Origin of the sequence: Arthrobacter sp. 18067 (genome assembly GCF_902706295.1) — a bacterium.
Classification (GTDB): domain Bacteria; phylum Actinomycetota; class Actinomycetes; order Actinomycetales; family Micrococcaceae; genus Arthrobacter.
Genome location: NZ_CACSJJ010000015.1, coordinates 14,060 through 27,639, shown reverse-complemented (window position 1 = coordinate 27,639; position 13,580 = coordinate 14,060). Strand labels below are relative to the sequence as shown.

General features: G+C 63.2%; 13 protein-coding genes. 9 read left to right on the top strand and 4 right to left on the bottom strand.

Annotation, left to right across the window (positions count from 1 at the left end):
- Positions 1–2 precede the first annotated feature (2 nt).
- The 7 genes from GVL04_RS15215 (at position 3) to GVL04_RS15185 (ending at position 7,272) form a co-directional block, all read left to right on the top strand.
- Positions 3–1,349 (top strand): sulfatase, encoded by a 1,347-nt coding sequence (locus GVL04_RS15215; RefSeq protein ID WP_159706074.1) that lies wholly within the window; start codon positions 3–5, stop codon positions 1,347–1,349.
- 5 nt (positions 1,350–1,354) lie between these two features.
- Positions 1,355–2,641 carry an extracellular solute-binding protein gene (locus GVL04_RS15210; RefSeq protein WP_159706072.1) on the top strand — a complete coding sequence of 429 codons (1,287 nt, stop codon included), beginning with the start codon at positions 1,355–1,357 and terminating at the stop codon, positions 2,639–2,641.
- 29 nt (positions 2,642–2,670) lie between these two features.
- Positions 2,671–3,627 carry a carbohydrate ABC transporter permease gene (locus tag GVL04_RS15205; RefSeq protein WP_159706070.1) on the top strand — a complete coding sequence of 319 codons (957 nt, stop codon included), beginning with the start codon at positions 2,671–2,673 and terminating at the stop codon, positions 3,625–3,627.
- A complete protein-coding gene (locus GVL04_RS15200; protein ID WP_235036308.1) occupies positions 3,624–4,490 on the top strand; it encodes a carbohydrate ABC transporter permease in 867 nt (288 codons plus the stop codon). Before GVL04_RS15205 ends, GVL04_RS15200 begins: the two co-directional genes overlap by 4 nt.
- Positions 4,487–5,398 carry a Gfo/Idh/MocA family protein gene (locus tag GVL04_RS15195; RefSeq protein WP_159706068.1) on the top strand — a complete coding sequence of 304 codons (912 nt, stop codon included), beginning with the start codon at positions 4,487–4,489 and terminating at the stop codon, positions 5,396–5,398. The genes GVL04_RS15200 and GVL04_RS15195 overlap by 4 nt, the downstream gene beginning before the upstream one ends.
- 79 nt (positions 5,399–5,477) lie before the next feature.
- Positions 5,478–6,446 (top strand): ROK family protein, encoded by a 969-nt coding sequence (locus tag GVL04_RS15190; RefSeq protein ID WP_159706066.1) that lies wholly within the window; start codon positions 5,478–5,480, stop codon positions 6,444–6,446.
- A gap of 34 nt (positions 6,447–6,480) precedes the next feature.
- The gene (locus GVL04_RS15185; RefSeq protein ID WP_159706064.1) at positions 6,481–7,272 is read left to right on the top strand and encodes a glucosamine-6-phosphate deaminase; all 792 of its coding nucleotides are present in this window, start codon (positions 6,481–6,483) and stop codon (positions 7,270–7,272) included.
- A 77-nt stretch (positions 7,273–7,349) separates the two neighbouring features.
- Here GVL04_RS15185 and GVL04_RS15180 read toward each other — a convergent pair whose 3' ends face one another.
- The 4 genes from GVL04_RS15180 to GVL04_RS15165 form a co-directional block, all read right to left on the bottom strand.
- Positions 7,350–7,958, bottom strand: a complete 609-nt coding sequence (locus tag GVL04_RS15180; RefSeq protein WP_159706062.1) for a dihydrofolate reductase family protein — start codon at positions 7,956–7,958, stop codon at positions 7,350–7,352.
- Between the two features lie 240 nt (positions 7,959–8,198).
- Positions 8,199–9,455 carry an AGE family epimerase/isomerase gene (locus tag GVL04_RS15175; protein ID WP_159706060.1) on the bottom strand — a complete coding sequence of 419 codons (1,257 nt, stop codon included), beginning with the start codon at positions 9,453–9,455 and terminating at the stop codon, positions 8,199–8,201.
- A 180-nt stretch (positions 9,456–9,635) separates the two neighbouring features.
- On the bottom strand, positions 9,636–10,418 hold the full coding sequence (locus GVL04_RS15170; protein ID WP_159706058.1) for a DeoR/GlpR family DNA-binding transcription regulator: 783 nt from the start codon (positions 10,416–10,418) through the stop codon (positions 9,636–9,638).
- A gap of 74 nt (positions 10,419–10,492) precedes the next feature.
- On the bottom strand, positions 10,493–11,635 hold the full coding sequence (locus GVL04_RS15165) for a Gfo/Idh/MocA family protein (protein WP_159706056.1): 1,143 nt from the start codon (positions 11,633–11,635) through the stop codon (positions 10,493–10,495).
- A gap of 136 nt (positions 11,636–11,771) precedes the next feature.
- On the opposite strand from GVL04_RS15165, the gene GVL04_RS15160 reads away from it, so the two are divergent.
- Both GVL04_RS15160 and GVL04_RS15155 read left to right on the top strand, forming a co-directional pair.
- Entirely contained in the window at positions 11,772–12,671 is a 900-nt protein-coding gene (locus tag GVL04_RS15160; protein ID WP_159706054.1) for a carbohydrate kinase family protein, read from the top strand.
- A 16-nt stretch (positions 12,672–12,687) separates the two neighbouring features.
- Positions 12,688–13,572, top strand: a complete 885-nt coding sequence (locus GVL04_RS15155; RefSeq protein ID WP_159706052.1) for an aldolase — start codon at positions 12,688–12,690, stop codon at positions 13,570–13,572.
- Positions 13,573–13,580: the final 8 nt, after the last annotated feature.

Sequence of the window (13,580 nt, the reverse complement as noted above, 5' to 3'; positions counted from 1 at the left end):
CCGTGCAGAACATTCTCCTGATCCACTGCCACGACCTCGGCCGCTTCCTGGGCACCTACGGAGTGGCAACCGTCTCCACCCCCAACCTGGATGCCTTGGCCGATGAATCAGCACTCTTCGAGCAGGCTTTCGCAACTGCTCCCCACTGCAGCCCGGCCCGGGCCTCACTCTTCACGGGCACCTATCCCCAGACCAACGGTGTCCTCGGGCTGACGCACGAGCCCTTCAGCTGGGATCTCAAAGAACCGACAGACCACATCGCCCACAGACTGAAGTCCGTCGGCTATCAAACCGAGCTGGTGGGCGTGCACCACGAATCGCGTGTTTTGGCGGACGACGTTGTGGCCGGCAGGCTCGGTTTCGACCACGCCCGTACGGGAGGTGCCCGCGACGTCGTCGTGGATCGCGCCACTGACGCCTTGCGTCGCATGTCCGGCAGCGACCGGCCCTTCTACCTGCAGGTCGGCTTCACGGAGCCGCACCGGGTGCCCTCCGAAAGGGACCGTCCGGGGGTGATGGGTTTCCTTGCCGACGGCGTGGAACCGGACGTCTCCCTGGGCCACACCGTTCCAGCCCACTTGGTGGACGACATCGGTGCCCGAGAGGAGATCGCCGAACTGCAGGGCGCCGTGAAACATATGGACGAAGGCGTCGGGAGCATCCTGGCGGAACTCGATTCGCTGGGCCTCCGCGAGCAGACGCTGGTGCTGTTCACCACTGACCACGGGCTCGCGCTGCCCCGCGCCAAATGCACCCTGTACGACGCCGGACTGGGCGTTGCGCTGATGCTCCGCCATCCGGGCAACCCGGCGTGGTCCGGGCGACGCGTGGGGGACATCGTCAGTCACGTGGATGTCCTGCCCACCTTGCTGGACCTGGCAGGACTACCGATTCCGGACGGCCTCGCCGGGACCACCCTGCGGCCGGCCGTGGAAGCAGGAGATGCTCCGCGAAGCCACTGTTTCAGCCAATTGAGCCACCACACGTATTACGACCCCAAGCGATCAGTGCGGACATCCACGCACAAGCTGATCGTCAACTTCTCCAACGCACCCCGCGCCATGGATCCCACACAATCCTGGATTCACCGCAGCCTGCCTGCAGACCTTGGCGGGCCAACGATCGGAACCAGTCCTGCGCTGGAACTCTACGACCTCACGATGGATCCAGAGGAACTGGACAACATCGCCGGCCATCCGGAGCAATCGGAGATCCTCAGGGATCTCTCCGCAACCCTCTTCGACTGGATGCGCGAATGCGGCGATCCCCTCCTCACCGCACCCGTAGCTGCCAGCCGCCACGAGCTCGCGCTCAGCGCAATCCAAGAAGCCACCCTCACCCGAAAGTAGCCACCATGTTCATTCGAAAGATGCACCGCACCGCTTTGGCAACTGCCGCCGTCGTCACCGCCGCTTTGACGCTCACCGCCTGCGGTTCCCCCGGTTCTACAACGTCCGACGGCGGCCCGGCCACCGGCAAGGTAACGCTCTGGATGTATCCGGTCATCAAGGACGAGACCGCCAGCAAGAAGTTCTGGCAGGACACCGAGGCCAGCTTCGAGAAGGCGAACCCTGGAATTGACCTGTCCATCGAACTCCAGACGTTCGACAAGCGGGACGCCCAGATCTCGGCGGCGCTGGCCGCAGGCTCGGGACCCGACGTCGTACTCATTACGCCCGACCAGGCAGCCACCTACCGCAACGTGCGCGGGCTGCTGCCCGTGGACAAGGCCGTTGATCAGGACAAGGACAGCTTCTATCCCGGCACCCTGGAAGCGGCCACGTTCGACGACGAAGTGTTCGGCGTTCCCCTGTTCCAGAACATCAACACCACGGCCTACAACACCAAAATCTTCGCGGATGCCGGGATTCCACTGCCCAAGACCTGGGACGACCTCCGCAGTGCTGCGCCGGTCTTGGCGGAGAAAGGCATCGCGGTGATGGACTACGCCGGCAGCCCTGAACAGACCTTGAATCTGTCGTTCTATCCCCTGCTGTGGCAGGCAGGCGGAACGGTTTTCACCGATGACGCCAAGGACATCGCGTTCGACTCCGAAGCTGGTGTCTCGGCGCTGCAGCTGCTGATGGACCTCAAGAAGCTCGGCGGACTTCCCGCGGATGCCGCCACAGACGGCCCCAAGGTTGAAGGTGCGCCGATCGCCACCGGCAAGGCAGCAATGCGGGCCACCACCTCGCTGCCGGAGCTGAAGCAGATGCGTGCCGCCCTGGGTGCCGACAACGTTGCCTTGGGCGCTCCGTTGCAGGGCAAGGTCCAGGCAACCTACGGCAACCCCGGATTGCTCGCACTGACCTCCATCAACAAGAAGGAAAACCGCGAAGCTGCCTACAAGGTGATGAGCTACCTGAGCTCCGCTGAGTCCCAGAAGGCCCTCAACGCCGCTGCCGGCAACTTACCTACACGCAAAGACGCCGCAGCCCTTGGCACGGACGCCGACTCCATCGCCATGGCAGAGGCCTTGAAGTCAGCCAACCCCGGCGAACCGTCCCCCGCTGCACGCCAGGTCATGGGCGCCCTCGCGCCGAACATCCAGGCGGCCCTCCGCGGCGACGTCAGCGCCAAGGAAGCCCTTGACCGTGCTGCCACAGAAGCCCGCGGCATCCTGCAGCGCTCGGCATCCTGAGTCCAGCCCAACCACCGATTGGTCACCCCATGTCTGTAAACACCCGCACCAGAACCACGCTGGCCGGCCGACATCCCGAGCTGACGGCGCCACCGCTCAAGCCTTTCGGGGCCAGTAAAGCCCGTAGCCGCGAGGCGCTGGCCGGCATCCTTTTCGTCCTGCCCACGCTGGTCATTTTCGGTCTGTTCAAATTCCTCCCCATCTTCGGGGCCGGTGCCATGAGCATGACCGAGTACAGCCTCAACGGCGACTTCGAATTCCTGGGCGCAGAGAACTACACACGCTTGGCTGCTGACCCCAACTTCTGGCAAAGCCTCAAGGTGACATTCCTGTACGTGGCGATCTTTGTCCCGTTCATCATCGCCGTGTCGCTGGCCGGCGCTGTCCTCCTGGACAAGCTGGTCCGCTTTACCGGGACTTTCCGGGCGTTGCTGTTCATTCCGTACCTCAGCTCGTTCGTCATGGCCGGCATCATCTGGACCTGGATCTTCTCCACGGATGGTCCGCTGAATGCGGCATTGGGCAGCCTGGGCATGGGCCCCGTACCCTTCACCTCCGGACCCCAACTGCTGGTCTTGCTGTCCCTTGCCGTGGTGTCAGTGTGGAAAGGCTTTGGCTACTCCATGCTGATCTTCCTGGCCGGGCTCAAGGCACAACCGGCCGAAGTCCACGAGGCTGCCCGCATCGACGGGGCCGGCGCCTGGAAATCGTTCTGGTACGTCACGTTGCCGCTGCTGAAGCCCGTGGTGTTCTTTGTCCTGGTCATCGAGACGATCGTCGGATTCCAGGTCTTCGACACCATCTACGTCATGACTGGAGGCGGACCCGCCCGGGCCAGCCACAGCCTCATCTACTTCCTGTTCGATGAAGGATTCAAGTTCTTCGACTTCGGCTATGCCTCGGCCATTGGCGTGGTGCTGTTCGTCATCGTGCTCATCCTCTCGCTCATCCAGCAGCGCTTCTTCGAAGGTAAGGACTCCAAGTGACTGCCACCGTTTCCAGCCCAACTGTGGGCCTGCTCCCCACTCCCCGGCGCAGCACCGAGAAACGCCGCCAGCGCACCCTGACCTGGGTGTTGGCAGTGATCTCACTGTTCACGGTGGCGCCCCTGATTGCCGTCGCCGTGCTGGCCCTCTCCCCCGCGGATGCACCCACGCTGCCCTACGCGTTGCCGTCGTCGCTGACGTTGGACAACATCATCCGCATCTTCAACGTGGGCGAATTCCCGCTCTGGCTGTGGAACTCATTCCTGTACTCAGCGGTTTCCGTGGTGGTTGTCCTGCTCACGGCATCCATGGCAGCCTACGCATTGGCCCGCAAACGCTTCCCGGGACGGAACGCGCTGCTGTGGGCCATCATCGCCACCATGATGGTGCCCGTCCAGGCCACCCTCATTCCTACGTTCATCCTCATCTCCAAGATGGGCGGGGTGAACACATTGTGGGGCCTGATCCTGCCCACACTGGCCAATGCCCAGGCGATCTTCCTCATCCGGCAGTTCGTGCGGGACATGCCGGAGGAACTGTTCGACGCCGCCCGCATCGACGGCGCCGGCGAATGGCGGACGTTCTGGCAGATCGTGCTTCCGCTGATCCGTCCCGTCCTGGCAACCCTGGCGATCTTCGTCTTCCTGTGGCATTGGAACGACCTCCTCTGGCCGTTGGTAGTGGGCCAGTCGGACGCCGCACGGACACTCACCGTGGGCTTGGCGACACTGAACACCGAGACCGCCTCCACGTCCAATGTCATGGCAGCAACGCTGGTCAGTTTCATCCCCTGCCTGGTGATTTTCGCCCTCCTGCAGAAGCACATCGTCGCCAGCATCACGCACAGCGGGGTGAAGGGATGACGCCCATCCGTTTCGGCCTCATTGGCGTCGACTCCCCGCACGCGCCGTCGTTTACCCGGCTCTTCGGGAATGGTGTCGACGGCGTGGTCCCCGGCGGCACGGTGACGCACGCGTGGAAGGGGGAAGCGGCGTCGGACTTTCCTTTGAGCCGCGACCGGATCGATGACTTCGCCGAAGAAGTGAGCGGGCTGGGCGTCGTCATGTGCGATTCACCCGAGGCCGTGGCCGAGGCCTGCGACGCGCTGCTCATCGTGTCTTCCGATGCACGGACGCACCCGCGCTACTTCCAGCGCGTGGTGCGGTTCGGCAAGCCAATCTATGTGGACACGCGCTTCGCCCCCACCTTGGCTGAGGCCCGGACCATGCTCGCCCAGGCGCAAGCCTCCGGCGCTTTGGTCCTGGCCGGGTCCCCCAAGCGGTTCACGCCGGAATTCCAAGCGGCCCTGGCTGGAGGGCCGCGTCAGTCCGTTTCCTTGGACGGGCCCCTGCCTACCCAGCCTGGCCACCCGGGCCTGGCCTGGTATGGCGTGCACCTGGTTGACCTCGCAGTGGCCGCGCTCGGTGCCGGCCCGGGGGCAGTAACGGTCGACGCCGGGAAGCCAGGTTCCGACGGCGACACCACAACGGTGACGGTGCGGTGGGGTGACGGACGGGTGGTCGCCATGAAGGGCGAAGCGGACTGGAGTCCGTTCACTACTGGGCGTATCGAATCCGAAGGCGGCTGTTCGGAGTTCTCGATCGAAGCCGGCCCTCCCATGCTGGTTGGCCTCTTGGAGGGGATCGTGAAATCCATCCGCAGCGGGACACCGAACGTACCCCTGCGGGAGATCCTCAGCATCGTCGCCATCGTGGAAGCCGCCAACCGAAGCCTCGAAGCCGGACTCCCCGTCCCCCTCTCACCCAACTAAGTAGCAGCAGATGCCCTTTTGAGCACCCAAAACGGCATCTGCTGCGACCTACTTGGGTGCCAACCCCGAAAGATCACTGATGACACTGAGCTCCACTCCCGTTTTGCCTGCCCCGCGCACATCCGGCCCCTCCGCCACCCGAACCGTGAGGATCGGCGTCGATATCGGCGGCACCAAGATTGAGGCTGTCGCCGTGGACCAGGATTGCAACGTCCTGCACACGGTCCGCCGCCCCACAGGTTTCGGAAACGATGCCCTGCTCAGCTCCCTCTTCGGCGTCCTCGAAGAGCTGCGCGACGCGGAAAACCTGGCGGAGTGCGCTTTGTCCGGACTGGGCATCGGAATCCCCGGAACAGTGAATACGGAGTCCGGATACGTCGCCAATGCCGTCAATGTTGGTGTTGCCGGTTTGGACCTCGGCAGCCTGGTGGAGGCTGAGCAGGGACTGCCGGTCGCGGTGGAGAACGATGTCAATGCCGCCGCCATCGGAGCCCACTATTTGCTGTCCGACGGCGACGCCTCCGGCTCCAGCGCCTACCTGAATCTCGGCACCGGGTTGGCCGCGGGATATGTCGGCAACGGCGTTGTGGTCCGGGGCGCATCCGGGGCCGCGGGCGAAATCGGGCACCTCCCCCTTGGAATGCAGGGCGAGAAATGCCCCTGCGGCCAAAAGGGCTGCCTGGAGCTCATCGCTTCGGGGTCGGGCATTGCCCGCCAGTGGAAAGGCCCCGGCCAGTGGCCGGCCGTCTCACTTTTTGAAGCAGCGCTCGACGGCGACCCTCTCGCCCAGGCTGTTCAGCAGCGGTTGTTCGAAGGTGCTGCCACAGCCATCCGAATCCTCGGACTGACCTACGACCCCGCTTCCATCTACATTGGCGGCGGCCTGAACGCCCTTGGACAGCCGCTTCTCAACGGTATCCAGCGGGAGCTTGCCCGGTTCAGTGCTCCGTCACCTTTCCTTTCCGGTCTTGCCCTTGGCGATCGCGTCCAGTTGGTCCCGCCGGGGCTCCCCATCGGCTCTGTCGGTGCGGCGATCGCCGCCGATTAGCAACGTCCCTTAGCAGTTACCCAAAGGAAGACCCATGGCAGAAATCATCATCGTCCGCGACCACACCGAGGCCGGAAGCGTCGCGGCGTCGATCTTCGCGGAGCAGATCATGGCCAACCCCGCCACCGTGCTGGGGCTGGCCACAGGTTCAACCCCGCTCACCACGTACGCGGCATTGGCCAAGACGGTCAGGGAAGAGGGCATCGATGTTTCCGGTGTTCGTGGCTTCGCCTTGGACGAGTACCTCGGAGTCCCACCAGGGCACCCGGAAAGCTACCGCTCGGTGATCACCCGCGAAGTCGTGGAGCCCCTGGGATTGAATCCGGATCACGTGTTCACCCCGCGAGGCACAGGCAGCGGCATCACCCAGGCCGGAGCGGAGTACGAGGCAATGATCGCAGACGCCGGCGGGGTGGACATCCAGATCCTGGGCATCGGTTCCAACGGCCATGTGGGGTTCAACGAGCCCGGCTCCTCCCTGGCATCGTCCACCCGGATCAAGGCACTTGCCGCCCAAACGCGCAAGGACAACGCCAGGTTCTTCAGCTCTCCGGAAGAGGTCCCGACCCACTGCATCACCCAGGGCCTGGGAACCATACTCCGGGCACGGCGCCTGGTCCTCCTGGCCTTCGGAGCGAATAAGGCCCAAGCCGTTGCCGCTGCATTGGAAGGGCCGGTTTCCTCGGCTGTGCCGGGCTCGGTCATTCAGCAGCACGCACGGGCCACTGTGATCATCGACGAGGACGCAGCCGCCGGCTTGGCACACGCCGAGTACTACCGGCACGCGTGGCAGTCGGCGCAGGATTTGGATGCATTACGTTTCTAGCGGGGGCAATCCGCTTCCAGATGCGCAAGAGGGGCACTGCATGGACCAGGCCGTCCATTCCTGTTTTGTACTGGTACCTAGGCCTGCCCGATGTCGATGCCGGTGACCGGAGCGCCCGCGCGCTCATAGACGAGCGCAACGGCGCCTTTCGAGAAGCCCTGTGGCGGCTGCGCCAAACGGAAGGCTGCGGGGACGCCAGCACCGTCGGGAAACAAGCGCTTGCCTGAGCCGAATGTGAGCGGGTAGAGGTACAGGTTGAGCCGGTCCACGAGGTCGGCTTCGAGCAGTGACCGGGCCAGGTCGCCGCTGCCGATGACGTGGATGTCGTTGAACCGGCCCTTGATCCCCGCTACCTCGTCGATGTGCGCCAACGCCGTGGTCCCCTGCCACCCGGGGTCGGTCAGGGTCCGCGACACGACGAACTTTGGCAGGGCGTTGAATGTCTCGCCGATATGGTCGCTTTGGTTGGGCCAATACCCGGCAAAGATGTCGTAGGTCTTCCGGCCGAGCAGGAGCGCATCCATCCGATCGATGCCTGCGACGATCGCGTCGCCGCTTTCCTGATCGGAATATGCCGCCTGCCAGCCACCGAACTCGAAGCCGCCCGAGCGGTCCTCGTCCGGGCCGCCGGGCGCCTGGTACACGCCGTCGAGGGTGATGAATAGGTCAACGGAGAGAATTCCCATGGTGTGCTCCTTCGGGATCGATGGCAGCCAGACTAACGACGAACGCGCAGCAGGTCGAGAGACATGGTAATTCCGGCCCCCGAAGGAAAGAGGAAAGCCGGGGCACCAGGCAAGTGCCTGACACCCCGGCGTTGCCGCGCAGGTCGTCCCCTAACAGGGGTAAGTCAAAATGATCCCCCGGTACGCCTTCCCCTTATTGATGTCAGTGCTCGGAGTTGACGCAGCAGTCCAGGTGGTTCCTCAGTTTCCTTGGCCTGCACGGAGATGGGCGTCCAGCAACCCTGCCGCAACTGCCGGAGCGAGGCCGGGTGCCAGCGGAAGTCGTGGAACCACAAGGCAGTGCCAAAGGTGATAAATGTCGGCCTTTCCGGACCAGACGGTGGAGGCGACGTTGCCGTGCTCGTCCAGCTCCTGCTTCCAGGAACCGTGCTCGTAGTCGATGAACCAGTCGCGGGCGTGGTCCCAGATCCGCTCATACCAGTCCGCGTATTTCTGGTCCCCCGTGGCCATGTACAGCGCGGCCGCACCCCCGATCGCTTCGACCGGTACCCAGCGAATGCGGGAGGTGACAATTGGCTTCCCGTCCCAATCCACCGAATACACGAATCCAGGATGGCCATCCGGCTCCCACGCGTCGCGGATTGCGGCGTCGAACAGGCCTTTTGCGTCTTCCATGAGCCACACAGGAACGTCCAGACCCCGGGCCTCAAGGCCGGCACGGAGGTGCAAGAGCAGCCGGGCCCACTCGACCCAGTGGCCGGGCGTTCCACCATAAGCACGGAACTGGCTGGCCCGGTCATCGGTGTTGTACTCCGGAAGCGGCGTCCACTCCGGGTCGAAGTGCTCGAAGACCCGGTAGTTGTTGTTGCGCGCAAACTGATGGATCAGTACCTCAGCGATGTGGAGTGCGCGCTCGAGCCAGCGATTCTCGCCCGTCACATCGGCGACGATGAGGTACGCCTCCACCGAGTGCATGCTGGCGTTCCCGCCCCGGTAGGCTTCGGTTTCTGAAAAGTCCCGATTCCATGAATCGAAGCACATGTTGGCTTCGTGGTCCCAGAACTTCGAGTCAGCTATGTGCAATGCCTCGTCCAGCAATTTTTGGGCACCGGGCCGGCGGGCGGCGACGGCACTCGCCGCGGCCAAAAGCACGAACGAATGCTGGTAACCGGACTTAGTGTCGTTCACGGGCCCGTTTTCGTCGACCTCCGCGTACCAGCCGCCGAACTCGTTATCGCGGAAGGCACCGTTGAGCGCCGCAATGCCATGGTCCACCATGGACGCGGCACCCGGGCGGCCCATCAATGCCGCAACAGCAAAACTATGGACCATTCGGGCGGTGATCCAGAGATGGGTCGGCTTGTCGGCGAGCACCTTGCCGTAGTTGTCGAGCCAGCCGAAGCCTGTGGGGACCTTGGAACCGGCAGCGAAATTAATGAGCCGGTCTGTCTCTACTTCGAGCCAACGTGCGTGAGCGGCGCTGTTCAGCCACGTCATATGGATCTCCTCAAAAGTTTGCGGCCACCGAAGGGAAGCCTGTTCTCATCTTATTGCCTGATGATCGAATTCCACCAGATAAAGTTTGTTTTCAGACATTCTCGTCTGAGAGTCCGGCCTTGAAGGCGGACTGCGTACCAGCTCCGCGGGTAGCACTCAGGGCGGCCCGCGGCTCGGCTGTTACTCCGCTACTATCAGCCGGACGCTGGATGCCGCCAACGCCTCGGCAACTTCCCGGGGTGGCGGCGCGTCGGTGACAAGAATGTCTACCGCCTCAAACGAAGCCAGCCGGGCGAGCGCATACCGAAGCATTTTCTGGTGGGTGGCAACCACCACAACTTGCTCTGCAGATCCCATCAGGGCCAGCTTCGTTGCCCGTTCAACATCCCGCTCAATGTAGAAGCCTTCATCGTGGATCCCGCTTACCCCGATAAAGGCTGTCTTCGCGCGAAGCCCTTGGACGGCGTTGACCGTCATGGGTCCGTTGAACGCCTGGCTGTCCAACAACAGTTCACCGCCCAGGCAAATGGTGCGCGCGGATGTCAGCTGCAGGCAACGCTGGATGGCGGGAGCGGAGTGGGTGATGATCGTGCCCATGAAGGCAGCCGGCAGCTCCTGTGCGATTTGGTAGGTGGTGGTGCCAGCGTCCAGGATGATCGCATCGCGTTCGGCGATGAGGTCCACACATGCTTTTGCGACCCTCTGCTTCGCGTCAGCGTCTTCCCGGACGCGCGCAGCGAAGTCAGCATTTTGGCCGTGACCTTCGACGGCGCTGACCCCACCGTGGACCACCTTGACCAGTCCCAGCTTGGACAATGCACGCGTGTCACGGCGGACTGTCATGTCCGAGACGTCGAAAGTGCCGGCAAGGTCTGCGGTGGAAAGGAACCCCCGCCTGCCAAGCTCGTCCAGAATGGTCTGCTGCCGCGGTGTCAGCGGCGCCTCTTCTCGTGCGATGCTCATGGCTTCCCCTCTTTTGACGCCCCCCGGACCGATCATCGGTGTGGGAAAGTGTTGTAATTCCAACACAATCTTACTTACTTCTGCGCGCCAACATGGGTAGCGACGAGTTCAATGGGGCGGCCTTCCACGATGGAGCGCTCCGCCGCGAGGCCCATTCGCACGGATTGAAGGCCATCAGCGACAGTCACATCCACGGGTCCTTCGCCCAGAATTGCCTTCCGGTAGCCGAGGTGTTCGTAGTACGTCGAACCGTGGTGGGCCCCGGCAGCCAAGACCGCTTCGTCCACAGGAACTTCATGCTTTTCGGGGCCAAGCGGCGAACGCGGGCTGAATTCGACAGTGGCTTCAGTTTCGTCGCCCTCAATCCAGTGGTTGGCTGCAACGGGGATCAGGGTTTCGATCTTGGCCGTGTCACCCACGACGGAGATTCTTTCCTGGAACTTGGATCCTTCGGCGAACATGGACAGCTCCAGCATGGCGCGGCGCCCGCCCTTGAAATCCACGATCACGTAGGCATTGTCGACCATGTCCGATACCCGGCCGTCGTACACCTCGTCCATGTGATTGACGTCGTGCCCCCCGCTGGCGAAGACGCGCGTGGGTTCGTCCTGCAGGATCAGGCGCATGAGATCGAAGAAGTGACAGCACTTTTCCACCAAGGTCCCGCCGGTGCGCTCGGCGAACCTGTTCCAGGCGTCCACCTTGTGCAGGAACGGGAAGCGGTGCTCAACGATCGAAAGCATGTGGATGTTGCCCAGCTTGCCGCTGTGTGCGGCCTGAATGACTTCCTGAACCGGCGGCATGTAGCGGTACTCCATTGCTACCCATACCGGGGCCGTGTAACCGGCCGCAAGTGACTCAAGCTCATCTGCCTGCTCCGCGCTGGTGCACACAGGCTTTTCCACCAGAACGGGCAGGTTGGTTCCGCTGGCAAAGATGTCCTTGAGGATTCCGAGGTGTGTGTCATTGGGGCTGGCGATCACCAAAGCGTCCACAAGGCCTGATGCCAGCAATTCTTGGTGCGTGGAGTAAGTCTGCACTCCATAGCCAATTTCACGCGAGGTCTCTTCAAGGGAGGAAGGCGTGGGGTCGGAGACCGCTGTGATGCGGCTTCCCGGGATTAATGCGAGGTTCCGAACATGTTCGCGGGCCATGTGGCCGGCACCGATCAGGCCGTAGCGAATGGTTTGGGCCACTTCTCCAGAAGGCAATGACATGAACTGCTCCGTTTCTCTGCGTTGAGTGAAGGGGATCGACGTTGCATCCCGAACATCACTATACCGAATGTGTTGTTTTTCACACATAGCGTGTGTATATTTTTTCACTACCAGCCCAACTACAACGAGGTGGAACGTGCCCCAACCGTCATCCGGAACCCTGCTTTTCGTCGGGTGTGCCACTCTGGACTCCATCGCCCTCGTGCAGGATTACCCTGCCGCCGACAGCCGCACGGTCGCCGCCGATTTCGTTACCGCAGGTGGCGGACCGGCCGCCACCGCAGCTGTGGCAGCAGCCCGGGCCGGTGCCAAGGCCGCTTTCGCAGGCGTCCTCGGCACGGACGAAGAAGGCGACCGGATCATCACAGGACTCGAAGCCGAGGGCGTGGATACCTCTGCTGTCATCCGTGACCCTGAGGTCGCCACAGGCGCGAGCGTGATTATCGTCAGCAAGGCCAGCGAAAGCCGGGCTATCGTCACCCGGCCCGTGCCGCCGGTCCGTTTTCCGGCCGGCAGCCGCTTTTATGAACTGCTCCGCACTGCAGCCTGGGTCCATGTGGATCACTTGGGCTGGAATGCAGTGGCAAATCTGCCGGGTCTGCGGATCAGCGTGGATGCCGGAAACCCAATTCCCTCCTTCAGCCCTAAAGGTGTCGAGCTCTACGTGCCCACCATCGAACGCCTGCGGGCCGAGTACGGCGACGACCTTGCCCCTGAAATCCTCCTGCAGAGGGCTATGGATGGGGGTGCCTCGGCCGTGGTCGCCACGGCGGGGTCGGATGGAGCCTGGGTCCTTGAACGGGATGGCGTCCCCTTCCACGTCCCGTCGACCCCCGCCGACATCGTCTCCACGCTGGGCGCCGGCGACGTCTATCACGGCGCCATCCTGGCAGCCGTGGCAGCAGGGCTTCCTCTTGTGGAGGCTGCGTCGTTCGCAGGCCGCACCGCCTCGGCATCCTGTGCAGGTTTGGATGGCCGTTCCATGATTCCACGCCAGACCGTCACCTCAGTCCTTACCGCTAATCCCACTCTCTAGCTGAAAGAAGCAGCCAATGAGCACCATCGACCTTTCTTCACTCCAGCGCCCGTCGGGTGCGTTCGCCATGCTCGCCGTTGACCAGCGCGAAGCCATGCGAAACATGTTCGCCGAGCACACCGATCAACCCGTAACTGACGATGACCTCCGGGACTTCAAGCTCGCGGCCGCCCGTATTCTCACTCCTTATGCCTCCGGCGTTCTCATCGACCGCCAGTTCGCGCTGGATCAGGCCATTGAGGCCAACGTGGTTGACCCAAGCTGCGGGCTTATCGCCTCCGCCGACCATTTCGAGTCTGCCCACGGCGAGCTTGTGGGCGAAGTGACCATCGACAAACTCGTTGAACCGAAGAAATATGCCGCCTTGGGTGCGAAGGCCCTCAAGCTGCTGGTTCTCTACCGACCGGACGAGCCCGCTGAAGGGCGGGTAGCGATGGTCCGCGAATTCGTGGAAAGCTGCAAGTCCGCCGGGCTGATCAGCATCATCGAACCTGTTTCCCGCAAGCCGCTGGCCGGAGGAGACTTCGACTGGAACGCCGGCATTCTGGCTGCGGCCAAGGAACTCGGAAGCTTGGGGGCCGACCTCTATAAAGCGGAGGTCCCGTTCAAGGGCCAGGCTTCTGAAGCCGAGGTCCGTGCAGCTTGCGCCGAACTCACCAAGGCCATCGACGGTCCCTGGGTAGTCCTTTCCTCGGGCGTACCGGAGGACATTTTCCCCGACGCCGTCCGATGGGCTTGCCTGGAAGGTGCCAGCGGGTTCTTGTCCGGACGCGCCGTGTGGGCATCCTGCATCGGCTCGTCCGACGTCGTCGAGTCCTTGTCCACGGACGCAGTCCGTCGTCTGCAGCTGCTCTGCGCTGTGGTCGACGAGGTGGTCTCCGCCCAGCGAACCACCGCCTGATCCTTCAG

Bases quoted from the DNA above. Each gene is read 5' to 3' on its own strand.
- GVL04_RS15210 (WP_159706072.1), top strand. From the start codon at position 1,355: ATGTTCATTCGAAAGATGCACCGCACCGCTTTGGCAACTGCCGCCGTC.
- GVL04_RS15205 (WP_159706070.1), top strand. From the start codon at position 2,671: ATGTCTGTAAACACCCGCACCAGAACCACGCTGGCCGGCCGACATCCC.
- GVL04_RS15195 (WP_159706068.1), top strand. From the start codon at position 4,487: ATGACGCCCATCCGTTTCGGCCTCATTGGCGTCGACTCCCCGCACGCG.
- GVL04_RS15190 (WP_159706066.1), top strand. From the start codon at position 5,478: ATGACACTGAGCTCCACTCCCGTTTTGCCTGCCCCGCGCACATCCGGC.
- GVL04_RS15185 (WP_159706064.1), top strand. From the start codon at position 6,481: ATGGCAGAAATCATCATCGTCCGCGACCACACCGAGGCCGGAAGCGTC.
- GVL04_RS15180 (WP_159706062.1), bottom strand. From the start codon at position 7,958: ATGGGAATTCTCTCCGTTGACCTATTCATCACCCTCGACGGCGTGTAC.
- GVL04_RS15175 (WP_159706060.1), bottom strand. From the start codon at position 9,455: ATGACGTGGCTGAACAGCGCCGCTCACGCACGTTGGCTCGAAGTAGAG.
- GVL04_RS15170 (WP_159706058.1), bottom strand. From the start codon at position 10,418: ATGAGCATCGCACGAGAAGAGGCGCCGCTGACACCGCGGCAGCAGACC.
- GVL04_RS15165 (WP_159706056.1), bottom strand. From the start codon at position 11,635: ATGTCATTGCCTTCTGGAGAAGTGGCCCAAACCATTCGCTACGGCCTG.
- GVL04_RS15155 (WP_159706052.1), top strand. From the start codon at position 12,688: ATGAGCACCATCGACCTTTCTTCACTCCAGCGCCCGTCGGGTGCGTTC.